The 26,056-nt window shown below is 58.6% G+C and carries 24 protein-coding genes; 12 read left to right on the forward strand and 12 right to left on the reverse strand.

Annotated elements, in window-relative coordinates; translation table 11 throughout:
* From LDN12_RS15690 to LDN12_RS15720, 7 genes are all read left to right on the forward strand, one after another.
* Positions 1-1,764 (forward strand): ATP-binding protein, encoded by a 1,764-nt coding sequence (locus tag LDN12_RS15690; protein WP_223923597.1) that lies wholly within the window; start codon positions 1-3, stop codon positions 1,762-1,764.
* Between the two features lie 106 nt (positions 1,765-1,870).
* Positions 1,871-2,902 (forward strand): phosphate ABC transporter substrate-binding protein PstS, encoded by a 1,032-nt coding sequence (gene pstS, locus LDN12_RS15695; RefSeq protein ID WP_223923598.1) that lies wholly within the window; start codon positions 1,871-1,873, stop codon positions 2,900-2,902.
* A 464-nt stretch (positions 2,903-3,366) separates the two neighbouring features.
* The gene (gene pstC, locus LDN12_RS15700) at positions 3,367-4,302 is read left to right on the forward strand and encodes a phosphate ABC transporter permease subunit PstC (protein WP_223923599.1); all 936 of its coding nucleotides are present in this window, start codon (positions 3,367-3,369) and stop codon (positions 4,300-4,302) included.
* Positions 4,299-5,141, forward strand: coding sequence for a phosphate ABC transporter permease PstA (gene pstA, locus LDN12_RS15705; RefSeq protein WP_274382224.1), 843 nt, complete (start codon positions 4,299-4,301; stop codon positions 5,139-5,141). Before pstC ends, pstA begins: the two co-directional genes overlap by 4 nt.
* Positions 5,142-5,152: 11 nt before the next feature.
* Complete coding sequence (gene pstB, locus LDN12_RS15710; RefSeq protein ID WP_223923600.1) at positions 5,153-5,911, forward strand: phosphate ABC transporter ATP-binding protein PstB; 759 nt, start codon at positions 5,153-5,155, stop codon at positions 5,909-5,911.
* Positions 5,912-5,999: 88 nt separating this feature from the next.
* Positions 6,000-6,671 carry a phosphate signaling complex protein PhoU gene (gene phoU, locus LDN12_RS15715; RefSeq protein ID WP_223923601.1) on the forward strand — a complete coding sequence of 224 codons (672 nt, stop codon included), beginning with the start codon at positions 6,000-6,002 and terminating at the stop codon, positions 6,669-6,671.
* 201 nt (positions 6,672-6,872) lie between these two features.
* A complete protein-coding gene (locus LDN12_RS15720) occupies positions 6,873-7,256 on the forward strand; it encodes a hypothetical protein (protein WP_223923602.1) in 384 nt (127 codons plus the stop codon).
* Between the two features lie 144 nt (positions 7,257-7,400).
* Here LDN12_RS15720 and LDN12_RS15725 read toward each other — a convergent pair whose 3' ends face one another.
* Positions 7,401-9,059 (reverse strand): hypothetical protein, encoded by a 1,659-nt coding sequence (locus LDN12_RS15725; protein ID WP_223923603.1) that lies wholly within the window; start codon positions 9,057-9,059, stop codon positions 7,401-7,403.
* A gap of 222 nt (positions 9,060-9,281) precedes the next feature.
* On the opposite strand from LDN12_RS15725, the gene LDN12_RS15730 reads away from it, so the two are divergent.
* Both LDN12_RS15730 and LDN12_RS15735 read left to right on the forward strand, forming a co-directional pair.
* Positions 9,282-9,548, forward strand: a complete 267-nt coding sequence (locus LDN12_RS15730) for an AbrB/MazE/SpoVT family DNA-binding domain-containing protein (RefSeq protein ID WP_223923604.1) — start codon at positions 9,282-9,284, stop codon at positions 9,546-9,548.
* A complete protein-coding gene (locus tag LDN12_RS15735) occupies positions 9,548-9,946 on the forward strand; it encodes a type II toxin-antitoxin system VapC family toxin (protein ID WP_223923605.1) in 399 nt (132 codons plus the stop codon). Before LDN12_RS15730 ends, LDN12_RS15735 begins: the two co-directional genes overlap by 1 nt.
* A gap of 129 nt (positions 9,947-10,075) precedes the next feature.
* On the opposite strand, the gene LDN12_RS15740 is transcribed toward LDN12_RS15735, so the two are convergent.
* The 3 genes from LDN12_RS15740 to LDN12_RS15750 are packed head-to-tail and all read right to left on the reverse strand — an operon-like array spanning position 10,076 to position 12,001.
* Positions 10,076-10,366, reverse strand: coding sequence for a HigA family addiction module antitoxin (locus LDN12_RS15740; RefSeq protein WP_223923606.1), 291 nt, complete (start codon positions 10,364-10,366; stop codon positions 10,076-10,078).
* 12 nt (positions 10,367-10,378) lie between these two features.
* On the reverse strand, positions 10,379-10,657 hold the full coding sequence (locus LDN12_RS15745; protein WP_223923607.1) for a type II toxin-antitoxin system RelE/ParE family toxin: 279 nt from the start codon (positions 10,655-10,657) through the stop codon (positions 10,379-10,381).
* 45 nt (positions 10,658-10,702) lie between these two features.
* Entirely contained in the window at positions 10,703-12,001 is a 1,299-nt protein-coding gene (locus LDN12_RS15750; protein WP_223924087.1) for a radical SAM protein, read from the reverse strand.
* A gap of 218 nt (positions 12,002-12,219) precedes the next feature.
* Here LDN12_RS15750 and LDN12_RS15755 point away from each other — a divergent pair, with 218 nt between their 5' ends.
* The 3 genes from LDN12_RS15755 (at position 12,220) to LDN12_RS15765 (ending at position 15,043) form a co-directional block, all read left to right on the forward strand.
* Positions 12,220-13,377: a Na+/H+ antiporter NhaA gene (locus LDN12_RS15755; protein ID WP_374045091.1), complete on the forward strand. Its 1,158-nt coding sequence runs from the start codon at positions 12,220-12,222 to the stop codon at positions 13,375-13,377.
* 17 nt (positions 13,378-13,394) lie between these two features.
* The gene (locus LDN12_RS15760) at positions 13,395-14,207 is read left to right on the forward strand and encodes a polysaccharide deacetylase family protein (RefSeq protein ID WP_223923608.1); all 813 of its coding nucleotides are present in this window, start codon (positions 13,395-13,397) and stop codon (positions 14,205-14,207) included.
* A 155-nt stretch (positions 14,208-14,362) separates the two neighbouring features.
* On the forward strand, positions 14,363-15,043 hold the full coding sequence (locus LDN12_RS15765) for a type 1 glutamine amidotransferase (protein WP_223923609.1): 681 nt from the start codon (positions 14,363-14,365) through the stop codon (positions 15,041-15,043).
* Positions 15,044-15,229: 186 nt separating this feature from the next.
* Here LDN12_RS15765 and sppA read toward each other — a convergent pair whose 3' ends face one another.
* From sppA to LDN12_RS15805, 8 genes are all read right to left on the reverse strand, one after another.
* A complete protein-coding gene (gene sppA, locus LDN12_RS15770; protein WP_223923610.1) occupies positions 15,230-16,183 on the reverse strand; it encodes a signal peptide peptidase SppA in 954 nt (317 codons plus the stop codon).
* A 138-nt stretch (positions 16,184-16,321) separates the two neighbouring features.
* Positions 16,322-17,176: a GerMN domain-containing protein gene (locus LDN12_RS15775; protein ID WP_223923611.1), complete on the reverse strand. Its 855-nt coding sequence runs from the start codon at positions 17,174-17,176 to the stop codon at positions 16,322-16,324.
* Between the two features lie 90 nt (positions 17,177-17,266).
* Positions 17,267-17,746 carry a hypothetical protein gene (locus LDN12_RS15780; protein ID WP_223923612.1) on the reverse strand — a complete coding sequence of 160 codons (480 nt, stop codon included), beginning with the start codon at positions 17,744-17,746 and terminating at the stop codon, positions 17,267-17,269.
* Positions 17,747-17,945: 199 nt separating this feature from the next.
* On the reverse strand, positions 17,946-21,083 hold the full coding sequence (locus LDN12_RS15785; RefSeq protein WP_223923613.1) for an efflux RND transporter permease subunit: 3,138 nt from the start codon (positions 21,081-21,083) through the stop codon (positions 17,946-17,948).
* A gap of 165 nt (positions 21,084-21,248) precedes the next feature.
* Entirely contained in the window at positions 21,249-22,652 is a 1,404-nt protein-coding gene (locus LDN12_RS15790) for an efflux RND transporter periplasmic adaptor subunit (protein WP_223923614.1), read from the reverse strand.
* Positions 22,653-22,726: 74 nt separating this feature from the next.
* Positions 22,727-24,007 carry a TolC family protein gene (locus LDN12_RS15795; protein ID WP_223923615.1) on the reverse strand — a complete coding sequence of 427 codons (1,281 nt, stop codon included), beginning with the start codon at positions 24,005-24,007 and terminating at the stop codon, positions 22,727-22,729.
* 348 nt (positions 24,008-24,355) lie between these two features.
* Positions 24,356-25,720, reverse strand: coding sequence for a sigma-54 dependent transcriptional regulator (locus LDN12_RS15800; protein ID WP_223923616.1), 1,365 nt, complete (start codon positions 25,718-25,720; stop codon positions 24,356-24,358).
* A 58-nt stretch (positions 25,721-25,778) separates the two neighbouring features.
* Positions 25,779-26,018 carry a hypothetical protein gene (locus LDN12_RS15805; RefSeq protein ID WP_223923617.1) on the reverse strand — a complete coding sequence of 80 codons (240 nt, stop codon included), beginning with the start codon at positions 26,016-26,018 and terminating at the stop codon, positions 25,779-25,781.
* Positions 26,019-26,056 lie beyond the last annotated feature (38 nt).

Raw genomic sequence — 26,056 nt, forward strand, 5'->3', positions numbered from 1 at the left:
ATGGGATTCCGCCTGAAATTGATGTTGTCGTATCTGCTTTTGATCGTTGCGATTGCGGGCAGTTTTTATTTCTACATGGACCATGTCCTTGAGACGAACCTGGTGGAGGAGAGCCGGGCCAACCTGCTCAGCCAGGCCAAGCTGGCCCGCCTGCTGGTGATGTACGACAATATGAAGCAGCCTCCCCAGAAGCTGGCGGAGACGGTCGGTTCCGCCATCAGGGACCGGCTGACGCTGATTGCCCCCGACGGGCGGGTGGTCGGCGATTCGGAAGTGGCGGAGGGGAAACTCGGCGAGCTGCAGAACCATCTGGACCGCCCCGAGGTGCAGGCCGCCCTTGCCACGGGGACCGGCATCTCCATGCGCTATTCCGAGACGCTCAAGACCGACATGCTCTATGTGGCCATGACCTACGGGAGCGGCAGGACGGACGGTTTTGTCCGGGTGGCCCTGCCGTTGTCCTACCTCACCAATTCCATCAACGCCCTGCACCGGCTGGTGGGCATCGCCACGCTATTGACCGTGCTGGCCGCCCTGGTCCTGAGCTATTTCCTTTCCAACCTGACGTCCCGCCCCCTGCGGAACATGGCGGCCGCCGCCGCCCGCATCGGACGCGGCGAATTGCCGGTCAGGATACCGGAGTCATCCAATGACGAGGTCGGCAAGCTGGCCCGCGTGCTCAACGACATGAGCGAGCGGATCGACCAGCAGATGCAACGGCTCTCTTCGGAAAAGCAGCAGCTCGACACGATCCTGCGCGGTATGGGCGAAGGGGTGATGGTCACGTCGCCGGAGGGGGTGATCTCCCTGGTGAACCCTGCATTCCGCAAGCTGTTCTCCCTCTCGGGCGAGGTGGAGGGGAAAAAGCTGATCGAAATCTCCCGCCATCCCGATCTCCTGGATGCCTTTACCGCGCTGGGCGCTGCCGAGGGCGAGGAGCTCGTCCGCGAGATCACCATCCAGCCGGGGGAGGTTACCCTGCTCACCCACTGGGCGCCGCTCACCGTGGATGGCAGGAAAAGCGGGGTTGTCGCGGTATTCCACGATATCAGCGATATGAAGCACGTGGAGAATATCCGCCGCGATTTCGTGGCGAATGTCTCCCACGAGTTGCGTACCCCGGTATCGGTCATCAAGGGCTACGCCGAGACGCTGCTGGACGGGGCTCTTCAGTCGGATGCCGACCGGGCCGTGCGCTTCGTGGAGATCATCCTCAGCCATTCCGAACGGCTGACGGCCCTGATCAACGACATCCTCACCCTTTCGACCCTGGAATCCAGGGATATGTTGCTTGACCTCCACCCGCTGGATATCTCCGGCACCATGCGCAAGACCTATATGCTGCTGGAGGAAAACGCCCACAAGAAGGAAATCAGGATGCAGATGGATATCCCGGCGGGGCTGCCGCGGGTGATGGCCGATCAGGGGCGTGTGGAACAGGTGATCGTGAACCTGTTGGACAACGCCATTAAATACACCCCTTCCCAGGGTATGGTGACCCTCTCGGTCCGCAAGGGCGACAAGGACGGTTTCCTGAAGATCTCCGTCGCCGACACCGGCATCGGCATCCCGTTCAAGGATATCGCCCGCATCTTCGAGCGCTTCTACCGGGTCGATGAAGCCCGCAGCCGCGACCAGGGCGGCACCGGATTGGGGCTGGCCATCGCCAAGCACATCGTCCAGTTGCACGGCGGCGAGATCTCCGTGGCGAACAACGACATCGGCAAGGGGTCCATATTCTCGTTCACGCTCCCCATCGCCTGATCCGGCGCGATTCTGTTACGGATAATTATCCTGTTTGTAACCTGTCTGTAATATTTTCCTAGTATTGTTTGTGCAGTAACGATTACAAAAAATCTAGGAGGTTTACATGAAGTTTTCGACCATCCGCAAAAGTTTTCTGACGCTCGCCCTGTTGGCAACGGTCTGCGTCGCGGGCCAGGCTGCCGCCGAGACGCTGATCAACGGCGCGGGCGCGACCTTTCCCTATCCGCTCTACTCCAAATGGTTCAGCGAGTACGCCAAGATCGACACCTCGGTGAAATTCAACTACCAGTCCATCGGCAGCGGCGGGGGCATCAAGCAGATCACCGCCGGTACCGTGGATTTCGGCGCCAGCGATAAGCCGCTCTCCGATGCCGAACTCGCCGCCGCACCCGGAAAACTGCTTCACATCCCGACCGTGATGGGCGCCGTCGTAATCACCTACAACCTGCCCGGCATCCCCAAGGGGCTCAAGCTCAAGGCCGCCGACGTGGTCGACATCTACCTCGGCAAGATCACTATGTGGAACGACAAGCGTATTGCCGATGACAACCACGGCGTGAAACTCCCCAACGAGCCGATCATCGTCGTACACCGTTCCGACGGCAGCGGCACCAGCGCCATCTTCACCTCCTATCTCTGCAGCGTCAGCCCTGAGTGGAAAAGCAAGGTCGGCACCGACACCTCGGTCAAGTGGCCGATCGGTCTGGGCGGCAAAGGTAACGAAGGCGTCGCCGGCCAGGTCAAGAACACCAAATACTCCATCGGTTACGTGGAACTGGCGTATGCCTTCGAGAACAAACTTCCGCTCGCGTTCCTGCAAAACCAGTCCGGCCACTTCATCGAACCGACGATCGCCTCGACATCCGCTGCCGCTGCCGGCGCCGTCAAGCATATGCCCGCCGACTACCGTATCGGCCTCGTGAACCAGCCGGGCAAGGATGCCTACCCGATCGCCGGCTTCACCTACCTCCTGGTGTATCAGCACCAGAAGGATGCCGTCAAAGGCAAGAAGTTGGTGGAATTCCTCAGATGGGAACTGCACAAAGGGCAGAAAATGGCTGCTCCGCTGCTCTATGCCCCCCTCCCGGCAAGCGTTGCCAAGATGGTGGAAAAAACCATCGGAACCATCAAGTAACGAACAGTCCTTCACCGACATTCACCGCGCGGCCCCTCATACGGGCCGCGCTTTTTTTCGGCGCACGGTCCGAAACGGCAGTGCTGCGGCCTTTCCTCGGCCGGTCCAAACCGCGGCAGGCTGGAGGAACATAGCACTGCGGAGGGCCGCCGGCGGCGAAGCGCTGCGCCTGCACCGGAGACGCATCATGCCGCGGCCGCTCCGTTCCGGGCGCCTTTCGGGCACCCGGTATTCCTCGGGACGTTTCCACAACCCGGCAGGACCGGAGCCGGGCCGGTGCAGGATGGATTCAGGTCTGCTTCGGGGTTGACCCCGCCTGTTTCCCGTTATTCCAATCATTAACGCATTGTTACAGGTATGAAAATGTTGCCGGATAGTTCCTTCGCTGTAACAGGGATGTAACACTTTGCTGGTAGATTATAGCGATACAGATTGATTGAGAAAGCGTCGCATTGGAGGACCATGTGAATACCACGACCACGAAGAAATACGGTGACCGCATCTATCGCGCCATCACCCTCATCTTCGCGCTCAGCATCCTCGTCATCCTGCTGATCATGACGGCTGAGATGGTGTCGGAAAGCCTGCCGTCGCTACGCAAATTCGGGTGGGGGTTCGTAACGGGAAGCGATTGGGACGCGGTGCAGGGCAGTTTTGCATCCCTGCCCTATCTGTACGGGTCGGTGGTCTCATCGATCCTGGCCATCCTGCTTGCCACCCCGCTCAGCGTCGGCACCGCACTGTTCATCACCGAACTGGCCCCCCACAGGGTGGGCGCCGTAACGGCCTCGCTCGTTGAACTCCTGGCCGCAATCCCGAGCGTCATCTACGGCCTGTGGGGCATCCTGGTCATGACCCCCTGGCTGCAAAGCACCGTGGAGCCCTTTCTGATCAAGCGCCTGGGATTCCTTCCCTTTTTCAAGGGAGCGCCCTACGGGGTCAGCATGCTGGCCGCCGTCTTCATCCTGATGATCATGATCGTCCCGATCATCACCTCGATCACCAAGGAAGTGCTCATGGCGGTGCCGTCCAGCCAGAAGGAGGCCGCCATCGCCCTGGGGGCGACCCGCTGGGAGATGATCCGCATGTCCGTGCTTCCCTACGGTCGTTCCGGCATCCTGGGTGCGGTGATCCTCGGCCTCGGCCGGGCCATCGGCGAGACCATGGCGGTCACCATGGTGATCGGCAATACGCCCCAGATCTCGCTCTCGCTGCTCTCGCCGGCATACACCATGCCCAGCGTCATCGCCAACGAGTTTGCCGAAGCCACCACCAAACTGCATTCCGCGGCGCTGATGGAGATCGGCCTGATCCTGCTGGTCGTCACGCTGTTCATCAATTTCCTGGCCCGCATGCTCCTCTGGAGCGTCACCCGCAAATGGAAGGGAGACGTAGCATGAACCTGCGTTCGATCGCCGCCCGAAAGGCGTCCAACCTGGTGGCCACCGCGTTGATGGGAACGGCAACGGTCCTGGTGCTTTTGCCGTTGGTTATCATCTTCTACCACATCATCAAGATGGGTGTCAGTTCCGTCAACCCGGCATTTTTCACCAACATCCCCCAGCCTCCGGGCGAGGCGGGCGGAGGCATGGCCAACGGCATCGCCGGTTCCGCCATCATGATCGGCATGGCGTCGCTCCTGGGGCTGCCGGTCGGCATCTTCGGCGCGGTCTACCTGACGGAATACGGCAACGGCAAGCTCGCCACCGCGATCCGTTTCTGCGCCGACGTCCTGTCCGGCATCCCTTCGATCATTACCGGGATGGTGGCCTACAGCATGCTGGTCGTGCCGCTGAAAGGGTTTTCGGCCCTGGCCGGTTCCTTCGCGCTGTCGCTCATCATGGTCCCCATCGTGCTGCGCACCACCGAGGAACAGCTCAAGATGGTGCCGGCAACGCTGCGCGAGGCGTCCCTGGCCCTGGGGGTACCGCTCTGGCGCACCAGTATCAAGGTCACCCTGCGAAGCGCCATGACCGGCGTCATCACCGGCGTTCTGCTGGCCATCGCCCGCGTGGCCGGGGAAACGGCGCCGCTGCTCTTTACGGCTCTGGGCAACCATTTCTGGAGCAAAAAGCTTACCGAACCCATGGCCGCCCTGCCGTTGCAGATCTTCAATTTCGCCATATCGCCGTACGAGGATTGGCACCGTCTGGCCTGGGCCGGCGCGCTGGTGCTGGTGGTACTGATGTTCGGCCTGAGCCTGGCGGCTCGCTGGGTCGGCAGAAGCAAACACTCCTGAGAGAGGCTTTCATGAATTGCAAACTATCCATACGTGACCTTAACATCCACTTCGGCGAGAACCACGCCGTCAAAAATGCCGCCATGGAGGTCGCCGAGAACAGCGTGACCGCCATCATCGGCCCGTCGGGCTGCGGCAAGTCCACGGTTTTGCGCAGCATCAACCGGATGCACGACCTGACGCCGTCCGCGCGGGTGACCGGCACCATCATGCTGGACGACACCGACATCTACGGCCGCGGCGTGGACCCGGTCACGATCCGCCGCCGGGTCGGCATGGTCTTCCAGAAACCCAACCCCTTTCCGGCCATGTCCATCTACGACAACGTGATCGCCGGCTACAAACTGAACGGCGTGCTGAAAAAGGGCGATGCCGACGAGATCGTCGAGTCGAGCCTGAAGCGGGTCGCCCTGTGGGACGAGGTAAAAGACCGCCTGCGCACCGGGGCCGTGGAACTGTCGGGGGGGCAGCAGCAGCGCCTCTGCATCGCCCGGACCATCGCCGTCAAACCGGAAGTGATCCTGATGGACGAGCCCGCCTCGGCGCTGGACCCCATCTCGACACTCAAGATAGAAGAGTTGATCGAAGAACTGAAATCGAAGTATACTATTGTCATCGTCACCCACAACATGCAGCAGGCGGCGCGGGTATCGGATGTGACCGCTTTCTTCTACCTGGGCGAACTGGTCGAGATCGGCGATACGCGAAAGGTCTTCACCAATCCCGAGAAAAAACAGACCGAAGACTATATCACGGGGAGATTCGGCTAACAGGCTGTCCGGCAGAGGGACCAGGGCTTGCGGCCCTGAATACAAAGAAAACCAGAACAGGTTGCGGGGATGGAAAGGATAGAGATAAATGGAACGTGAACACTTCAGTGCAACATTCGACGCAGAGCTGGATGAACTGCGGACCATGCTCCTTGCCATGGGAGGCAAGGTGGAGATGATGATCTCCGGGTCGGTCAAGGCGCTTGTGGACCGGGATACCCCCCTGGCCGAGCGGATCGTCGCCATGGACCACGAGGTGAACCACCTGGAGGTCACCATCGACGAGAAGTGCCTGGAGCTTTTGGCGCTGCGCCAGCCGATCGCCCGCGACCTGCGCTTCATCACCCTGGCCCTCAAGATCGTCACCGACCTGGAGCGGATCGGCGACAAGTGCGCCAACATTGCCAAGCGTTCCAGCGAGCTGAACCAGGAACCGCCGCTCAAGCCGTACATCGACATCCCCCGCATGGCCCACTGGACCGAGACGATGGTCAAGGAGGCCCTGGACGCCTTCGTGCGCAGCGATGCCGATCTGGCCATCAAGGTCTGCAAGGACGACAACTTCGTGGACGAGATCAACGAGCAGATCCAGCGGGAACTCCTGACCTTCATGCTGGAGGATGCCAACGCCATCTCCCGTTCCATCAAGCTCAACTACGTGGCCAAATCCCTGGAGCGCATCGCCGACCACGCCACCAACATCGCCGAGATGGTGATCTTCATGGTCAAGGGGAAGGATATTCGGCATACTATTGCCTGAGTAAGATGGATATAGAAAATGCACCCGCAAGCCCGGATACTCTCCGGGCTTTTTTTGCGTTGAAATTTGTTTTTACGGGGTGTAGAAGGGCGAGAGACGTGTTTTGGCGTTTGTCGTGTTTGTGACAGACGTGGCCAAAATTGACGGGAAGGCAATTAAGTATCATGGATGTCCCCGGAATTCCCCGAATAGGAGTGAGCGATGTTCGAATTGATTGAATATAATTGGAAAATACATCGATTGCTTCGTCAGTTGGCTAAACAGCGCGTTAGAGGGGTATTGCAACCCGGTAATGTATGGGTACTTGAATTTGCAGTCCAGGATACCGAAGTAAATCAAGCGCTTATTTATACGTGTCAGTTGAGGGGCTGGGTGGAATTACTACATGAATCTATTCCAACAGGCCACCTAAACTCTGATGGCTCGTTTACTATGGGTATGCCATTTGACTCTAAAAAACATATTTGGAAGCTAACAGATTCAGGATGGGCCGCCATACAAAGGCGGCATGAAATAACGATTATAGGTATACTCATTACGTTAATAGGTGTGATAGCTGCTGTAATTTCAATATTTAAGGCATAATTTTAGGGATATTAGGTGGACACGATGCAATTTATCGGAAGTCTACCTGGGGTCGGGTCTACATTCTACATTTTGTGTAGAATGTAGACCCGACCCCCATGGATTTGCTTGATCCCCTTGCTTCTCTTTATAGTAGTGCTTACCTCAAATATTTTTTGAGGGCAGACTAAAAAAACTATCTCGTAATATAGATTCTAAAAAAATTAAGGACTGTATGCATGATTTCAAAACATCAGCAGTAATTGCCCCGGTTCTTGTGTTGATCGCCTCGTCTTTATATGAATGATGCGCAAAATAGTTTCTAGAAGTTACAAATTTCAATATCTGTTTATAAAAATACATCATTTCTTTGGTCCAGCCCTTTTTATGCTCTATTGAATCTATATGGGCAAGAATATTTTCAGGCATGTCATTAAGCTTTGTCTTTTTCCAATCAGCACTAAGCGATTCAAGCACTTTTGAATATTTTTTATTTTTTAATACCGTCGCAAAGCCAATAAAATTATTCAGTAAATTGTCAGGCGATTTTTCTTTATTAATGGACTTAATATACATATCCCGTATAACAATTTCTGTTCTTATCGTAATAATAATCAGATAGTCCAATATTCTCGGCTGTTTAAAATTAATAATTGAATTATTATTGATACTCTTGTGCATTTCGCTAAAGGAACGTGTCCAAGGTGCAAAACTACTAATTTCACATAAATTTGTATAGGTGATATCGAGGCTATCAGTATATCCAAATACTTCAATTTCTTTGCAATAAAACCGCATAAATCTTAAAAAAGTTTTCCGTAATTCGAAATCCTCATAAGCAATGATATCTTTTAGCTGGGTCCATTCAGCAGTACGCCAATATTCATAACTCCATTTTTTGAAATAGTAATCCTCACCAAGTCCAGTAGCAATGCAAAGCCATTCAAATAATAGATATATATCCTGCTTTAACAAGTCAAATGCTTTATTAAGATGAACTCTGCCATTGCCACAAATTTCACGTTGCCATCTATCATGCAATATCAATAATTGCTCTAAATCAGTCTCTAGTGTTTCTTCTGTCGATTCTGAAAAATCAAGTAAAAATTTAGAAATATGCTTATCAGGCAAATCACACTTAGTATTCTGATACACAATAACAGACATTGCAGTTCGGTATAACGATAATCTGTTAAAAAGACTTCTATATCTTTGATGCCAATTTATATTAACATCAGAAATCCTCTTAATTATCTTTGTCAATCCTTGTTTTTCCGACAAGAACCGATCTATATCGAGGTAGCCAATTAGTGCATCAACAATAACATAACCATGCCAATAAGCGAAATATGCTTCATATGGCAGAAATTTTCTGCTTTCTGCCATTCTGATTACATTTAGTCCTTTGGGTATGCCGGTTTTAAAGCTTTCTACAAATTTTGATTTTAGAGGTTCAATGTCATATGGATGCAACAAATTACTCAAGGACAAATCACCCAAAGGATTCAAATGAATATCATATTTACTGGCTGCTTCGTCAGTCTTGCTTTTATTACCCTGCCAAATGGCTCTATGCTCTGGGAAGTTGGTCCATTTTTTAAAAAATGAGTTCGGTAACCTTACAAATAAATCTGGAGATAGCGCACCAGCTATGATTAGCTTAGATAGCTTAAGGTCATAAGGGAGTTTTTCTAAGGCAAAACTATCTTTCAGATAATACCCAAATCGTCCGCCACAGACGCCAGAACAATATCCATGGCATAAAGAGATATCCAAATACCTACAGTACCTATCAGAAGAAGAGTAAGTAACGGATCTAAACATACAATTTTCCTATAGAAAGCTGCTGGAGAATTCCAGGGAGCATACGTAAATTGATATCTCACTTTGGGATTATTCCGGGTGCATAATACAATTTATTGTTTTCGGCCAAGACTATAATTGCATTCTGCCCCCAGAATATTCAAGAGGTTATTTCAGATTCCCCTTGCGCCCATTGCCCGACCCAGGTATCATTGTCTTACCAAATCTTACGCGAGGTCCCTTATGGAAACGACACTGCTGTCAAGCAAGGGTCAGGTGATCATTCCCAAAACCATTCGTTCCAGCCATCACTGGCAGCCGGGAACGCGCTTTGTCGTCGAAGATGTGCAGGGCGGCGTTTTGCTCAAGCCGTTGAACGTGTTTCCCGCCACCGATCTGGAGAGCGGTCTTGGCTGCACCGGTTATAAAGGCCCGGCGAAAAGTCTTGACGAGATGCAGGCGGCAATCGATGACGAGCTGGCGCGCATCTGGCGCAAGGGGCGGCGTTGATGATTACCCTCGATACCAACGTCTGGGTGCGCTACCTGACCAACGACGACGAGCTTCAGGCCCGCCGCGCCATGAAGCTTCTGGAACAGGCGGACGCCGTGTTTCTGCCCAAGACCGTGCTGCTGGAACTGGAGTGGGTGTTGCGGGCGGCATACGGGATAAAGCCGGCCGTCATACACACATCATTGCTGCACATCCTGGGGCTGCCCATGGTGATTGCCGAGTCTGCCGGGCAGGTGACTGCCGCACTTGATTTCCACGCGCAGGGCTTCGATTTCGCCGATGCCTTGCACCTGGCCTCCGGCGATGCAACGGAAGCACTCTATACCTTTGACGAGCGCTTTGTCCGCAAGGGCAAGGGGGCGACGCCGCAGGTCTTGGTGGTTCCGGGGAAATAGGGGCGTGCGTCGCTCCCGTCTCGGCTTGTTTTTGAATGTTGACTACAATTGGGAGGGGATGAGGTGCTTGGGAGAATGCCGTGGGGCCAGGCATTGCCCGGCATGTCATGGACCTACCATTTGCTGAATTTATGCAGCAAGCTTCAGCGGTACGATGTGCAATTTGACCGTTCGTCGAGCAACCCGCAGATCATAATCAGCCTGGAGATTCAACCACAACTCCGGTGACACCCCGAAGTAAGCTCCCAAGCGCAATGCAGTATCGGCAGTAATGGATCGTTTGCCGTTGACAATGGTGCTTATCCGCCCCGGCGGTACGTCAATTTCACGCGCCAGCTTGTTGATGCTGATCCCCATCGGCTTTAAAAAATCTTCCAGCAAAATCTCGCCGGGGTGTATGGGATCAAGGTATTCTCTCATCGAATGTTCCTTTCAGTGGTAATCCACGATTTCGACATCATATGCGTCGCCGTCGAGCCATGTGAAGCAGATACGCCATTGATCATTGATGCGTATGCTGTATTGACCGTCACGGTTGCCGCTCAGGGCCTCCAACCTGTTACCGGGTGGTACAAGCAAATCCTGCAACGTCCTTGCTCTGTGCAGGTACATCAGCTTCCGCCGCGCTGGTCTCTCAAAAGCCTGAAAACGCTTTACCAGCCGGTCATCAAAGAGCACATCGGTGTCTTTGTCGTGGAAACTCTTTATCATATGCGATCATCCTAACTGAAACATGGTATTACGTCAAGCGTAATACTAGATCGGCCACCCCTGCTCATACCCTTCCGGAAAGAAATTCTCCTTGGTCCTGTTGTAGTACCCGAACTGCACCTTGGGAAACTCCCGTTTCAAGCGCTCCAACAGCCGGTACATGCCGATCCCCTTCCCGCTCACCCCCATCTCCTGGTTGTAAAAATCCGGGTCGATGGACAGGTTGCGCATCTGGATCATGTCGATGCCGGTCTCGCCCAGGAAGCGGAGCAGCGCTTCCACCTCCTCCGGGGCGTCGCTGACGCCGGGGGAGACCAGGTAGTTGATCATGGTGAAGCGGCCCGCCTTCTTGGCGATCTCCACCGAGCGGAGCACGTCGCCGAAGGCGTATCCCTTGGGGCGGTAGTAGCGGTTGTACAGCTCTTCCCGCACCGAGTTCATGGAGAAGCGGAAGGAGTCCATGCCCGCGTCGCACAGGAGTTGCACCCGCTCCGGGATGGAGCCGTTGGAGTTGAAATTGATGGTGCCGCGGCTGGTGGCCTTTTTCAGGCGCTGTGTCGCCTCGGCGATGGTGTCGGCCTGGAGGATCGGGTCCCCCTCGCACCCCTGGCCGTAGGAGACGATGGCCTGTTCGGCCTGTTCCAGGTGGGGGAGGGCGATCTGGCAGATCTCTTCCGGGGTCGGCACAAAACCGATGCGCTCGTGGTTGGCCGGGCAGCATTCGGACGGTTGCAGGCTGATGCACCCCAGGCAGGCGGAGTTGCACACCGGCGAGGTGGGCAGGGGGGCTTCCCAGCGGCGGTAGAAGAGGTTCTTCGCGGCAAAGCAGTGGTAGTCCACGGCGCAGCGGGATAGCTGCTCCAGCAGACGGTTGCCCGGCATCTCCGCCAGCCGCTGGCGCACCAGCGGGTCCAGGGTGCGGTCGTCGTAATTGACCGGGTTCCAGTTGCTGTTGTTGTCCACCTTGGACGCGGCCACCACGAAACAGTCCCGCTCCTCGTCCCACCCCACGGCGGTGTAGGACCAGAGGGGCAGGTGGGCCGTCTTGCGGGAATAGTCGCAGGCGGGCAGCAGGGTGCGCACGTAGCCGGGCGCCATGAAGGCCGACACCGCCTGGATGCGCCGCTGCCGTTTCCCCTCCCTGATGCGGTCCAGGGTGACGAAGCTCTGCTGGCGCTCGTCCCAGGCAATGGGCGGCATGGCGGGCATGGTGAACAGGCGGCTGTCTTCGGGCAGCGGGATCAGCTCTACATCCTCGGGCAGCACCGGCACGTTCCCGTTCATCCCGGCCATACAGAGCTCGGGATGGTCGTAGATGTTCCCCTTTTCATCGGCGTACAGCATTTTCGGCAGGCGCTTGGGCACGGGCTCTCCTCGTTCTTCCGGTAATCCCGGGTTCGCGACGCCGGCAGCCCCGGCGTCCGGAAAAGCCGGGGAGGCGTTGCGAATTCGGGACAATGCCAAATCATAGCCGCTTCACCGCACAGGTCAACAAGAAACAGCAGGTATCGCTTCACACCCGGCTCAAACGGTGCTACACTTCGCCGAAAACCAACCTCTGGATGATCCTCATGAAACAACGCATCAACCTGCTGCTCGAATTTTCCGTCCCAATGCTTACCGGTGTGGTAGTGGCCCTTACCTGGGTCAACCTCGACCCGTCCGGGTACCACGCATTTCTCAAACAACCGCTTGTGTTGGGTGGCTCGTTCCACTTTATCACCAACGAGTTGTTCATGGTGCTCTTCTTCGGCATCGCCGCGGTGGAGATCACCAAGAGCTGCCTGCCGGGGGGCGCCCTCAACCCTCCGTCCCGAGCCGTCAATCCGCTTTTGGGCACCCTGGGCGGCGTGCTGGGGCCGGTTGTGGTCTACCTGGGGCTGAACGCCGTGATCGGCGGCCCGAAACTGCACACCGGGTGGGGCATCCCCACCGCCACCGACATCGCCCTGGCGTGGCTGGCCGCCCGCGCCGTCTTCGGCGCGGCCCATCCGGCGGTATCCTATCTGCTTCTCCTGGCCGTGGCCGACGATGCCGTCGGCCTGGCGATCATCGCTATCTTCTATCCCGATCCCAACCTGCCGGTGGAGCCGATCTGGCTGCTGTTGACCGTTCTGGGGATGCTGGTCGCCTACGGCCTGCGCCGCCTGAAGGTCAAAAGCTACTGGCCCGCCGTTATCTGCGGCGGCGCCCTGAGCTGGAGCGGCCTGCACCATGCCCACCTCCATCCGGCCCTGGCCCTGGTCTTCATCGTTCCCTTCCTGCCACACGGCCGCCGTGAGACCAAAGGGCTCTTCGAAGAGGACCTGGCGGACCATACGCCCCTGTCCCAATTCGAACACGAGTGGAAGGTGCTGGTGGACATGGGAATGTTCATGTTCGGACTGGCCAATGCGGGGGTCGAGTTCTCCAGTATGGGGACCGTCACCTGGCTGGTTCTGGCGGCCCTGCTCTGCGGCAAGCCCCTGGGCATCTTCACTTTCAGTTGGGTGGCGTCCCGGTTCGGCTTCGCCCTGCCTCGGGGGATGCACCGCACCGATCTCCTGACGGCCGGCATCATTGCCGGTACCGGTTTTACCGTGGCCCTGTTCGTGGCGGGAGAGGCCTTCGCCGATCCCACCCTCCAGGGAGCCGCCAAGATGGGGGCCATGCTGAGTATCGCTTCGGCCGGAATCGGGCTGGCGGCCGCGCGGCTCCTGGGGATCAGGAGGCACAAATGAATCGGGGGAGGAATCCTGTGAGGTTGTTGTCCGGGAAGGCGAAGGCGGCTTTTCTGGTCTTGCCGGTTCTGCTGTGTGCGGTTCTGCCGGTATGCGCCGCAGAGCCCCTGCCCACCCTCGACAGCGTCAAACAGCAGGTGGTCGAACGCTTTGGCGGGCGCGTTCCGCTCCAGTGGGGCGAGACGGTTCGCGGCGTGCGCACCCGGCTGGACACACGGGACAAGGTGGTCGCCCTGACCCTGGATGCCTGCGGCAGCGGGAAAGGCAAAGGGGTCGATGCCAAACTGATGGATTTTCTGGCGCGGGAGCGGATACCTGCCACCCTGTTCATCAATGCCCGCTGGATCGACGCCAACCCCGAGTTGTTCAAGCGCCTGGCCGCCAACCCGCTGTTCGAGATCGCCAACCACGGCATGTGGCACAAGCCGGCCTCGGTCGACGGCAGGTCGGTGTACGGCATCCAGGGCACGAAGGATACCGGCGAACTGGTGGAGGAGATCGAGCGGAACGCCCGCAAGATCGAAGCGATCACCGGGAAACGGCCGAAGCTCTACCGTTCCGGCACGGCCTATTACGACGAGGTTGCGGTGGAGGTCGCCAACGCCTTGGGCCACGAGGTGGCCGGTTTCAGCATCCTGGGGGACGCCGGAGCGACCTACAGCGCGGCCCAGGTCCGGGCGGCGCTTCTGAAGGCCGGTCCGGGAGACATCATCATCTGCCACATGAACCACCCGGAAAGCGGCACGGGGGCCGGCATCATGGCCGCTGTCCCGGAGTTGCTGCACCGCGGCTTACGTTTCGTCCGCATGTCCGACTACCCGCTCAAGTAAAAGGTTGTTGAAAACCTCAGGTTGTTCAAAAATAGTCAGATCGTCGCACCCGCAGAAGGCCCTGCGGAGGCGTAGCAGCGCTACGCCGCACAAAAGGGCATTCGAGGATGGCGGCGAGATGGCTGTTTTTCAACAACCTCATAGAGGAGTTTCACATGTTCCACATCATCCAGAACGACCCTGAAGTCCCGCCGGGCAACATCACCGGGCACCTCCGGCACCTGGGCGTGGCGGTCACGGTCTGCCATGCCTACCGCGACGAACCGCTGCCCCTGCCGGAAGAGACCCAGGGGGTGATCGTCCTGGGAGGCGCCATGTGCGCCAATGACGACCAACGCCATCCCTTTCTCGTACCGGTAAAGGGATTCATCCGGGAGATGGTGGCACAGTCCGTCCCGTACCTGGGGATCTGTCTGGGGGGGCAACTGCTGGCGGCGGCCCTGGGGGGCAGGGTGGTGGCAAACCGCTGGGAGGAGCTGGGAACGCTGGAGGTTGAACTGACTGCGGCGGGCAGGGAGGACCGGCTCTTCGCGGGTCTCGCTTCCCGGTTCGGCTCCTTCCAGTGGCACCACGACAGTTTCGATATCCCCGCCGGGGGCGTCCTTCTGGCCGCTTCGCCGGCCTGCCCGCACCAGGCCTTCCGCATCGGGCCGTGCGCCTGGGGAACCCAGTTCCATCCCGAAGTGACCGAAGAGATCATCCGCGCCTGGTGCGCCTGGGACCCGGCCACCAGGGGGCGCGCCGACGAGCTGGTCGCCGCCTGGGAGGCGGAGGGGGGCTATGATCTCATCGCCCGGCGGTTGCTGGAGAACTTCGTGGGGGCAGGCGATAAATAGGACTAATGGGACTAATGGGACTAATGGGACTAATGGGACTAATGGGACTAATGGGACTAATGGGACTAATGGGACTGATAGGACTTATAGGACTTATAAAATAACTTATTGGTCCCATATGTCCCATTGGTCCCATCAGTCCTATTAAGTCCTATCAGTCTATTACCCCCTAAGTCCCATCGATTTTTAAGGCCGCCACAAATACATAAAGCTGCTGGCTCCAAAGGCATCCCAACCGCTCAACGCCTCGGCCAGCCCCGCCTTCTCGGCTGCGCCGGCATAGATGCTCCCCTTGTAGCTGCCGGGGCGGTAATAGCTCACCACCCGCGCCTTCCCGTCGCCCGCGGCCGTGCGGATCTCGGCGATGACGTCGTCCAGGTAGCCGATCCGGTCGATCAGTTTTGCCTCCAGCGCCTGGCTTGCGGTATAGACCCGGCCGTCGGCCACCTTGCGTAGTTCATCCCTCGTGAGGCTGTTCCCGGGCCGTTCCATGATCACATCCAGAAACCGGCCGTAGAGCTGGTCGATGATCTCCTGCCCCAGCTTCACCTCTTCCGGCGTGGCCTTGCGGAAGGGGGACATGATGTCCTTCTTGTCGCCGGACTTGACGGTCTGTTCTTCCACCCCGATCTTGCCCATCAACCCTTCCACGTTGAATTTCATCAGGATCACGCCGATGCTGCCGGTGATGGCCGTGGGGTGCGCCGTGATCTCGTCGGCCGCCGTGGCCACGTAATAGCCGCCCGACGCGCCGGTGCCCACGATGCAGGCCAGCACCGGGACCTTCTTGCGTTTTTTGAACATGTTGATGTCGTGGCGGATGATATCGCTGGCGGTCACGGTGCCGCCGGGGGAGTTGATGCGCAGGATGACGCCGGCGACATCCCGGTCCTGTTCCGCCTTGTGCAGCGATTCGCGGACCACGGAAACCAGCGAGGGGGAGGAGCGCCCCAGCAGGCCGCCCGATTTTTCCTCCTCCGAGATGGTGCCGCTGATGTCCAGCAGCAGGATCTTCTTGGCTCCGTCGCCTTCCAGGACCTGTTCGGCCAGGGGGCTGGGGGGCGGGATCAGCGGTACATTGACAAAGGCGCAGCCAGGCAGCATCAGGAACAGTGACAGCAACAGAAACGCACGGCGCATACAAAACCTCCCGGTCGGACAGCATGATTGCCCTATGATAGCAGCGTTTGGTTTTGATTCAAGCGCTGATTCCGTCCAGCGTGCTGCGCCGGAGCAGGGGCGGCCGTGGGCGGTGCATCGAATCAGGTTTCAATTTCCTTATTCGACATGTTCCCTGACCTCCAGGGGAAGGGTGTCGGTACCCTGGGCCGTGCGGCCGAGTTTGTCCCTCACGTCCCAGCGTACCCGGACCGGCATCCCGGCGGTGAAGCGTTCCGGCTGCCGCGGCTTCATTACGGCCGCCATGTCGAAGACCGAGTGGTACACGTCGCCCTCGAAGGGTTTTCCCGCGTTGTCCATGATGTTCAGCGACGTTATTTCCACCGGGCGGTCGAAAAAGGCGTTCACCTCTCCGACAGCCTTGGCCCCCTTGTCTTTGACGGCCGTGACGCTCAGCAGGCGGGGCGGACCGGGGGGCAGTACGACGCTTTCATCGGCCTGAACGTCCAACGGCCGCTCGACGCCTTCCACCTTGATCCGGACGGCGGCTATCCCCTTGAACTGGCGAAGGGTCAGGGCAATGGCCCGCGCCGCCGGTTCCGCGGCCTTATCCTGCATGGCGCGGCTCAGGGTCACCGTCACCGTGCCCTGGGCTTCGTCCATGGACACAATGCGGGTTCCGGCCGGAAACGGTTGGAGAAATTCGCCCCTGTAGCTGCCGACGTCCATGCCGCTCAGCAGACGTTCGACGGCCACCTTCCTGATGCTGGCCTCGTCAAAGGTGAAGAAGGGGAACGGCACCACCTTGCCCGCCTCCCTGGCCGACGGGAAGTAGATCACGAAGGCGAAGCAGGTCCCCTTGTCCGTGGTCGGAGCCGGGCCGAAATACTTTTCGTAGGCGGCTGTCGCCGAGATCCTGGCCGGTTGAGGCGGCGGAGGCGCCTGCTTCTTCGTGCAACCGGCGGACAGCAGGGCGGTGAGAAGAATCGGGATGAGCAGGTTGATCTTTTTCATGGGCGGCTCCCGGCGGGTTGGCGGAGGCGCTCCTTCCGGAAGCGCCTCCGCCGGTGGGTCCAATCACGCTCGTATTTCAGGCAGCGCCGATTACTTCACCGTGTACCAGAACTTGGCGCTGCGCACCTTGCCGTCGGCCAGCTTGAATTTGCACATCACGCCGTACTTGCCCTTCTTCGCCAGGGTGAAATCGGAGCCGAAGCCCCCTTCCATGCCCATCAGGTCCTTGACCTGTTCGGATTTGCCCGGTCCCATGACCTTGATCTTTGCTTCGCCGCCGCTCATCATCTTTCCCGTTTTGGCGTCGGTGAACATCACCATGATGTGATGGGTTTCCTTCATCCCCATCTCCTTCATCTTTTTCTGGATGTCCATGACATTGAAGGTCGCCTTGACGCCGTCCACGACCTCTTCATGGACCTTTTTGCCCATGGACATCATGCCGCCGCCATGTTCCATCTTCATGGAGCCGTGGTCCATGGGCATGGAATCGTGGTCCATGGCCGCGAAAGCCGAGGGGGCCGCCAGGGCCAGGGTTGCTGCTGCGAGGATCAGTAGTTGCTTTTTCATCGTTGTTCTCCTTTTGTTGCTGAGTAGTTTTTTTACTGCTTTAGGATCAACATCCGCCACAGAGGCACGGAGACGCTGAGGTACACAGAGAAAACCAGAAATGCTCTAAGAGTTAAATCAGTATCTAAATTTTTCTGTTTTGCCTGCTCCCGGTTTTCTCCGTGTCTCCGTGTCTCCGTGGCGGATTATGATTTTGATCTCAATGCTTCATACCGCTGTATTTGAGTGTCCCCTTCCGAAGCTCCCTCTTCTTCATCAGCACGAAGATCACCGGCGTCATGATCAGCACATGCACTGCCGAGGAGATCATGCCGCCGATCATGGGGGCGGCGATCGGTTTCATCACGTCGGCCCCGGTGCCGGTGGACCACATGATCGGCACCAGGCCCAAAAGCGCCACGGCCACGGTCATGAGCTTGGGCCGCAGGCGGAGCACGGCGCCCTCGAAGGTGGCGTCGTAGATGTCCTGCTCCGTGCAGGGACCGTTGATCAGTTTCCGGTCCAGGGCCTCGTGCAGGTAGATCACCATCACCACCCCGGTCTCCACGGCGATGCCGTAGAGGGCGATGAAGCCGACCCACACCGCCACCGACAGGTTGTACCCCAGGGCCGCCACCAGGTAAACCCCGCCCACCAGGGCAAAGGGGACCGAGAGCATGACCATGCTGGCCTCCAGGGCCGAGTGGAAGGTGAAGTAGAGCAGGATGAAGATGATCAGCATGCCGGCCGGCACCAGCATCTTCAGGCGGGCCTTGGCTCGCACCTGGTTCTCCCACTGGCCGGACCAGGCCACGTAGTAGCCGGCGGGGAGCTTGAGCTGCTTTTCCAGTACCTCCTTGGCCTGGGTGACGAAGCCGCCCATATCGCGGCCGCGCACGTTGAGGAAGACGATGGAGCGCAGCAGCCCCCCTTCGCTGTTGATCTCCGGCGCACCGGTGGAAATCTTGAGCTTGGTCACCAGCGACAGCGGCACCTGGGCGCCGTCGGCACTCCCCACCAGGATCTGGCGGATGGCCGGGATATTGTCGCGGTAATCACGCTCGTAGCGGATACGGATCGGGAAGCGGTTCCTTCCTTCAACCGTGGTAGAAAGTGCCGACCCTCCCAAGGCGGTCTCGATCACGTCCTGAATGTCGCCCACGCTGATGCCGTACCGGGCCGCCGCCTCCCGGTCCACGTCGATATCGATGTAGTTGCCGCCGGTGACCCGCTCGGCCACCACGTCCGCCGCACCGGGCACGGTCTTCAGTATCCCCTCGGCCTGCACGGCCAGGCTTTTCAGTACGTTCAGGTCGGAGCCGAAGATCTTGACCCCCAGGTCGGTGCGCACCCCGGTGGAGAGCATGTTGATGCGGTTGATGATCGGCTGGGTCCAACCGTTGCGCACGCCGGGGATCTGGAGCTTGGCGTCCAGTTCGGCCACGATGTCGGCCTTCTTCACCCCCGGCCGCCACTGGTCCTTGGGCTTGAGGATGATGATGGTCTCGAACATGGAAACCGGCGCCGGATCGGTGGAGGTCTCCGCGCGGCCGACCTTGCCCAGGACATTCTCCACCTCGGGAACGCTCTTGATGATGGTGTCCTGCACCTGGATCAGGCGCTTGGCCTCGGTGATGGAGACGTTGGGCAGGGTGACCGGCATGTAGAGGAGCGACCCTTCATCCAAAGGCGGCATGAACTCGCTCCCCATGTGCATGAACAGGGGGATGGCGATCCCCAGCGCCACCAGGTTGAGGGCAATGGTGGTCTTCTTCCATTTCAGCACCCAGCGGATGACCGGCGAGTAAAGCCGGATGAAGAAGGAGGAAACCGGGTTGGCGCTCTCGGGCGGCATCTTGCCGCGCATGAAGTAGTACATCAGCACCGGCACCAGGGTGATGGCGATCATGGCCGAGCCCATCATGGAGAAGGTCTTGGTGAAGGCCAGGGGATGGAACAGCTTGCCCTCCTGTCCTTCCAGCAGGAATACCGGCACAAAGGAGAGCACGATGATGGCCAGGGAAAAGAAGATGGCCCGGCCCACCTGTTTGGCGGAGGTAATGATCACCTCCAGGTGCCGCTCCTTCCTCTCCTCCGGGGGCAATTCGGAAAGGTGGCGGTAGCAGTTCTCCACCATGATGACACCGGCGTCCACAAGAACGCCTATCGCTATGGCGATGCCTCCCAGGGACATGATGTTGGAGGTGACCCCCATCAACTTCATGGTGATGAACGAGATCAGCACCGCGATGGGGAGGGTCAGTACGATCACCAGGGCGCTCTGGAAATGGAGCAGGAATACCAGGATCACAAGAGAGACCACGATGGATTCCTCGGTCAGGGCCCTTTTCAGGGTCTCTATGGCCCGCTCGATCAGGTCGGAGCGGTCATAGGCGACCTTGATCGTCACCCCCGGAGGGAGCCCCTTCTCAAGGGCGGTGATCTTCTCCTTGACCCGGTCGATGACGTCCTTGGCGTTTTCGCCGTAGCGCATGACCACGATCCCGCCCACGGCCTCTCCCTGGCCGTTCTCGTCCAGCAGGCCGCGCCGGATGGCGCCCCCCATCTGGACCGTGCCCAGGTTTCTGACGTAGATCGGGGTGCCGCGCATGTCGGCCCCGACCACGATATTCTCCAGATCGGCCACGGATTTCACGTAGCCCTGGCCGCGTATCAGGTATTCGGCGTCGGCCTGCTCGATCAGCCTGCCCCCCACGTCGTTGTTGGAGCGCTTGACCGCCTCCATCACCTGGCCGATCTTCATGTTGTAGGCGAACAGCTTGTTGGGGTCCAGATCGATCTGATATTCCCGGACATAACCGCCGATGGAAGCGACCTCGGCCACCCCCTGAACGGTGTTCAACTGGTAGCGCACGAACCAGTCCTGCAAGGTGCGCAACTGCTCCAGATCGTACCCCTTGCCCTCGACGGTGTACCAGAACACATGTCCCACCCCGGTGCCGTCCGGGCCAAGCGTCGGCACCACGCCGGCGGGCAGCAGGGAGGCGGCGTAGTTGAGGCGCTCCAGAACGCGGGTTCGAGCCCAGTAGATGTCCGCCTTGTCCTCGAAGATCACGTAGATCATGGAGAAGCCGAAGGCCGACGAGGCGCGCACCGCCTTGACCTGGGGCAGCCCCTGCAGGTTGACCGCCAGGGGATAGGTGACCTGGTCCTCCACCACCTGGGGCGAACGGCCGGGGTAGTCGGTGAACACGATCACCTGGTTGTCGGACAGGTCCGGGATGGCGTCCACCGGGGTCTTGTACACCGACCAGACGCCTAAGGCTATGATCAGGGCAAAGATCATCAGGACGATGACGCGGTTTCTGGCGGAGTATTCGATGATTTTTTCGATCATGGGGAGAAAACCTTATCTTCTGCCACAGAGACGCAGAGACACAGAGAATCACAGAGAAAAACAAAAATCTTTTGCGTAAATCGTCGTTAGAATTGCTGTCTTTTGTTTGCCGTACTCCTGCTTTTCTCTGAGCCTCTGTGGCTCCGTGGCAAAATAGAATTCAAATCACATCTTCATATCGTCCATCTTCAGCGAATCCTTCTTTGCCGGTGCCGGGGCCGGTGTCGTTGGCGCCGGTTTCTTGTCGTCCATCTTCATGCCGGGCATGGCTTCCGAGCCGCCGCCATTTCCCTTGAGCTGCGACTCCGAGTCGATCAGGTAGGCACCGGAGACCGCCACCTTGTCCCCCGGTTTGAGGCCGGAGATGACCTGCACCCGGTCGTCGGTGCGCTGGCCCAACTGCACGTCCCGCGGTTCGAACATGCCGGGAGAGGTCTCGACCCAGGCCACCTGACGCTTACCCGTATCCATCACCGCCGTGACCGGCACGACGATGGCCTTGCCCAACCCCACCTTGATCGACGCCCGCACGAACATGTCGGGTTTGAGCTTCATGCCGGGGTTGGCCATCTCCACCCGGGCCTTGACCGTCCTGGTCTTGGGATCGAGGAAGGGATAGATGAAGGCGATCCTGCCGCTGAAGGGCTTGCCGGGGAAGGACTGGGACTGGATCTCCACCCTCTGCCCGATCTTTATGTTGGGGAATTCGTTCTCGTAGACCTCGACCTCGACCCATACCCTGGAGAGGTCGGCGATATTGAACAACACGTCGCCGGTATTGACGTACTGCCCCTGCTGGACCATCTTGTCGATGACCACCCCCGACAGGGGCGTGTAGATCGGCAGGCGGATGTTGGGCTTGCCGGCCCTTTCCAGTTCCGCTATCTGGCTCTCCTTGACCCCGTACAGCATCAGGCGCTGCTTGGCCGACTGCACCAGTCCCTCGCCGTTCTGGGAGATGGCGGGGATCGGCGAGTTCTTCAACTGGCCGCGGCTCTTCACCGCCAGCAGGTATTCCTGCTGGGACGACAGGAGATCGGGAGAATAGACTTCGGCCACCGGCCTGTTTTTGCCGACGTAGGCGCCGACCTCGCTGACGTTGAGCTTGTCGATGCGTCCGGCGATCCAGGCCGTTACCTTGGCCTGGCGCGTCTGGTCGTACTGCACGATGCCCACGGCGTTGATCTCCTTGTTCATATCTTCCAGCCTCACCTCCATCGTGGCCACGTTGGCCATCACCCGCTGGGTCGGCGAAATGGAGACATTGCCGAGCATCGCGGCCTGCTTCTTCTCCGCCGCGGTCTGGGTGGTGGCGGCCTGGGCGTCGTTGATCTTCTTGATCAACTCCATGCCGCAAATCGGGCAAACCCCCGGCTTGTCCTTGATGATGAAGGGGTGCATGGGGCAGGTGTACAGCGGTTTGGCGCTCATCTCCTGTTTGGCCGTGCCGTCGCTTTTGGTCCAGCCGTTCACCTTGTTCAGCTTGCCGCTTTTGTACAGCCAGCTGGCGACGACGATGGCAAGTACCAGAAGGGTCAGGGGGAGGGTAATCTTCTTGTTCAGGGCCATTTTTTGTCTCCGTAGGGCTAACGTTCGTGTCTGCCCGGTAATAGGCGCCTATAAGAGGCGCCCCGCCATGATAGCTATTTGTTCGACAACTCCACGCCGACCATCGCCTCGAGCTGCGCCATCCGTATCTGGTACTCGGCCAGTGATTCGTAATAGTCCCGCTCGTAATTGAACAAGGTGGTCCGGCTGTCCAGCAGGGTCAGAAAATCCACCTTGCCGACCTTGTAGCCGATGATCGCCGATTCCAGGGACTGGTCCGCCTGGGGGATGATGCCGCTCTTGTAGAGGTTCGCCAGTTTGCGGCGCTTGTCGAGTTTTGCGATCAGGTCGGAGATGCCGGCATCGATGCTGTTTTTAAGGCTGTTCAAGTCCTGGCCGGCCATGTTGGTTGCGGAATTCGCTTCCGCCACCATGGCGTGGCGCCGCTCCCGCCGCAGCGGCAGGTTGAAGGTGACGCCGAGGCTGTACATATCGGCCCCGTCGCTGCCCATGGCCGGATCGCGCTGCATGTATTCCATGGAGACGTTGAAATCGGGATACGACTCCTTTCGGGCCAGCTTGCGTCCCGCTTCTCCCTTGTCGATGAGCGCCTTCAGGCTCTTGATCATGGGGCGGTTGTCATTGGCCGTCTTCCGCAACGACTCGGCCGAAAGGGTCACCGGCCTGATCTCGAAGTCGGGGATTTTGCCCACCGGGGTTTCCGCCGGACGCGCGAGCAGGGCGTTGAGGGCCGCCTCAAGGCTCGTGCGCTGTTGTTCCAGGGAGATCCTCATGTCCAGTAGTTTGGAACGCTCGACCTGGGACTTGAAAACGTCCTGCTGCGTACCCTGGCCGACGGAGTACCTGGTTTCGGCAATGGTAATGAAATCGTCGAGTATGTGGATATTTTTGTCCACAATCTCCAGGGACTTGTCGGTGAAGTAGATCTCATACCAGGTCTCCTTCACCATGCGGGCCAGTTCCAGTTTCCGTTCCTCAACCTGCCAGCGGTACGACTCGGCATCCTTCTGCGCCATCTCTTCCTTCAGTCCCCGCTTGCCCCAGAACGGAATCTGCTGGGAAAGCCCGATCACCTTGCCGGTCATGGCCTCCTTGCTGAAATTGAGGGGGTCGTTCACCACGCCGTTCTGGATCTTGAGCATCAGCATTGGGTCGTCCAGGGAACCTGCCTGGGCGATGCGGTTTTTGAACATCGTCCAGCGTGCTTCGGAGGACTTCAGGTCGGGGTTGTTCGCCAGGGCGGTGTTCACCAGTTCAGGGAGATTTTCCGCCGGTTTGGTCTCCCCGGCGCGGCTGAAGCCCGCCGGAAGCATGGCGGTGGCGAGCAGGGCAAGAAGGGCGATGCGGGTTTTCATAAGGAGCCTCGGTGTTTGTTTCGTGGTCATGCTTCAATCTGTTTCAAGGGGTATGCCAAAGATGCAATATACCGATTATACAGCGGTTGTTTGCGATGTACAGCGAGTGAGGCGGTTAAAGGTTGTGGAATATCCTACAGGGGTGGGAGTATATTCTCCAGCGACAGCAGAGGGTAGGGCGTAAAACAATCCGCCACAGAGACACGGAGACGCGGAGGTTCACAGAGAAAGGCAAAAGCGAGAGAGAAAGAAAAATCCTTTGATTTCACCCCAAAAGGTATTGGTTTTCTCTCTGCTTTTCCTCTGTGTCTCCGTGTCTCTGTGGCGGATGTTTCAGTTTTTCCAGGGCTATTTTTCCGGCGGGATGATGCCGTATTTCTCCATGCGGTAGATGAGGGTATGGCGCGGGATGCGCAGAAAACGGGCCGCGGCGGTCTGATTCCAGTGGTTGCGCTCCAGGGCCGCCACCACCACCTCGTGCTCCAACTGTTCAAGGGAATAGCCATCGGGGGGGAGGTTGATCACCGCCGCTGCCCCGGATGGCGCGCCGTTCCCGAAGCGGATCTTGTCCGGCAGGTCCTCGTGCGTGATGGTATCCCCGTTGCGCATGATCAGGAGGCGTTCCACCGTGTTCTCCAGTTCCCGTACGTTGCCGGGCCAGCCGTAGTTCACCAGCGTATCCAGTGCCGGGCGGTCGAAGCCGACCTGGGGGCTGCCGTGCTTGGCGCAGAAATAGCGGAGCAGGAGCGGTATGTCGTCCGGCCGTTCCCGCAGGGGGGGGAGGTGGATCGGGATAACCGAAAGCCGGTAGTACAGGTCTTCCCGGAAGGTGCCCTCGCCCAGCGCTTTTTCCATGTCCAGGTTGGTGGCGGCCACCAGGCGCACGTCCAGCTTGTGGGCCGTGGTCCCTCCCACCGGCTCCACGACCTTCTCCTGCAAGGCCCGGAGCAGCTTGGGCTGCAATTCCAGGGGCAACTCCCCAACCTCGTCCAGGAACAGGGTGCCCCCCTCGGCCAGTTGGAACCTGCCGGTCTTGTCCTTCACCGCCCCGGTGAAGGACCCCTTGACGTGGCCGAACAGCTCGCTCTCCAGAAGGTCGCGGGGGATGGCGGCACAGTTGATGGCGACGAAAGGCGCATCCCTGCGTCCGCTGTGGGCGTGGATCGAGCGGGCCACCAACTCCTTGCCGGTGCCCGATTCGCCGGTGATCAGCACCGCCGCCTCGCTGTCGGCCACCTTGCGGACGATGTCGAAGACCCGCTCCATCTGCCGCGAGGCACCCACGATGGTGCGGAAGTCGGAACGGTCGGCAAGTTGGTTCTTCAGGCGCTTGTTCTCGGCGGCCAGGCCGGTGAATTGCAGGGCCTTGCCCACGGTCAGCCGGAGTTCGTCCCGGTTGAACGGCTTGGTGATGTAGTCGTAGGCCCCCAGTTTCATGGCCTCCACCGCGATATCCACGGTGCCGAAGGCGGTGATGATCATCACCAGGGTCTCGGGCGACCGCTCCTTGACGGCCTTCAACACCTGGAGCCCGTCCATGCCGGGCATCTTCATGTCGGTGATGACCAGGGCGGGCGCTTCCTCCCCGAACAGCCGCAACCCCTCCTCGCCGCTGGCCGCGGCAACTATCTGGTAGCCGGCCTCCTGGAGGTTGTATTCCAGCACCCGCCGGAGCGAGGTGTCGTCGTCGATGATGAGGATTTTGGGTTTCATGGTTGGGGCATCCCGGTTTCGAGAATTCGTGCGCATACCAGATTGTTAAATACGGCCCTCATCGTCCAACTCGGTATGACTCGACCTCTTCTGCAATCGTCTCGTCCGTGATGGCCTGCGCTTGTGGGAGGGCTTGGGTTGCGCGAAAGAGTGCCCGCAACTCTTCACTCCGTGTGGCTTGGTCGTCGTTTTCGGCGATCATCACAACCTCCACCCGCTGACCGGCCCGGAAAGGGAGGCCGTTGAGTTCAACTTTGGCAGGATCCTTGATGGTTACGTATTGTTTGTAGGCTAGCATTCCAACCTCCCGTTACTCTGTCTATCCACTATTTTACG

It is taken from the genome of Geobacter sp. AOG2, from assembly GCF_019972295.1.
In the GTDB taxonomy this organism is placed as follows: domain Bacteria; phylum Desulfobacterota; class Desulfuromonadia; order Geobacterales; family Pseudopelobacteraceae; genus Oryzomonas.

Excerpts from the sequence above, each read along its gene's own strand:
- pstA (WP_274382224.1), top strand. The coding sequence starts at position 4,299 with ATGAACCTGCGTTCGATCGCCGCCCGAAAGGCGTCCAACCTGGTGGCC.
- LDN12_RS15755 (WP_374045091.1), top strand. The coding sequence starts at position 12,220 with ATGATCCTCATGAAACAACGCATCAACCTGCTGCTCGAATTTTCCGTC.
- LDN12_RS15735 (WP_223923605.1), top strand. The coding sequence starts at position 9,548 with ATGATTACCCTCGATACCAACGTCTGGGTGCGCTACCTGACCAACGAC.
- LDN12_RS15800 (WP_223923616.1), bottom strand. The coding sequence starts at position 25,720 with ATGAAACCCAAAATCCTCATCATCGACGACGACACCTCGCTCCGGCGG.
- LDN12_RS15790 (WP_223923614.1), bottom strand. The coding sequence starts at position 22,652 with ATGGCCCTGAACAAGAAGATTACCCTCCCCCTGACCCTTCTGGTACTT.
- LDN12_RS15690 (WP_223923597.1), top strand. The coding sequence starts at position 1 with ATGGGATTCCGCCTGAAATTGATGTTGTCGTATCTGCTTTTGATCGTT.
- sppA (WP_223923610.1), bottom strand. The coding sequence starts at position 16,183 with ATGCGCCGTGCGTTTCTGTTGCTGTCACTGTTCCTGATGCTGCCTGGC.
- LDN12_RS15750 (WP_223924087.1), bottom strand. The coding sequence starts at position 12,001 with ATGCTGTACGCCGATGAAAAGGGGAACATCTACGACCATCCCGAGCTC.
- LDN12_RS15775 (WP_223923611.1), bottom strand. The coding sequence starts at position 17,176 with ATGAAAAAGATCAACCTGCTCATCCCGATTCTTCTCACCGCCCTGCTG.
- LDN12_RS15745 (WP_223923607.1), bottom strand. The coding sequence starts at position 10,657 with ATGATAAAGAGTTTCCACGACAAAGACACCGATGTGCTCTTTGATGAC.
- pstS (WP_223923598.1), top strand. The coding sequence starts at position 1,871 with ATGAAGTTTTCGACCATCCGCAAAAGTTTTCTGACGCTCGCCCTGTTG.
- LDN12_RS15795 (WP_223923615.1), bottom strand. The coding sequence starts at position 24,007 with ATGAAAACCCGCATCGCCCTTCTTGCCCTGCTCGCCACCGCCATGCTT.
- LDN12_RS15785 (WP_223923613.1), bottom strand. The coding sequence starts at position 21,083 with ATGATCGAAAAAATCATCGAATACTCCGCCAGAAACCGCGTCATCGTC.
- LDN12_RS15780 (WP_223923612.1), bottom strand. The coding sequence starts at position 17,746 with ATGAAAAAGCAACTACTGATCCTCGCAGCAGCAACCCTGGCCCTGGCG.
- LDN12_RS15730 (WP_223923604.1), top strand. The coding sequence starts at position 9,282 with ATGGAAACGACACTGCTGTCAAGCAAGGGTCAGGTGATCATTCCCAAA.
- LDN12_RS15720 (WP_223923602.1), top strand. The coding sequence starts at position 6,873 with ATGTTCGAATTGATTGAATATAATTGGAAAATACATCGATTGCTTCGT.
- LDN12_RS15765 (WP_223923609.1), top strand. The coding sequence starts at position 14,363 with ATGTTCCACATCATCCAGAACGACCCTGAAGTCCCGCCGGGCAACATC.
- LDN12_RS15805 (WP_223923617.1), bottom strand. The coding sequence starts at position 26,018 with ATGCTAGCCTACAAACAATACGTAACCATCAAGGATCCTGCCAAAGTT.
- phoU (WP_223923601.1), top strand. The coding sequence starts at position 6,000 with ATGGAACGTGAACACTTCAGTGCAACATTCGACGCAGAGCTGGATGAA.
- LDN12_RS15740 (WP_223923606.1), bottom strand. The coding sequence starts at position 10,366 with ATGAGAGAATACCTTGATCCCATACACCCCGGCGAGATTTTGCTGGAA.
- pstB (WP_223923600.1), top strand. The coding sequence starts at position 5,153 with ATGAATTGCAAACTATCCATACGTGACCTTAACATCCACTTCGGCGAG.
- LDN12_RS15725 (WP_223923603.1), bottom strand. The coding sequence starts at position 9,059 with ATGTTTAGATCCGTTACTTACTCTTCTTCTGATAGGTACTGTAGGTAT.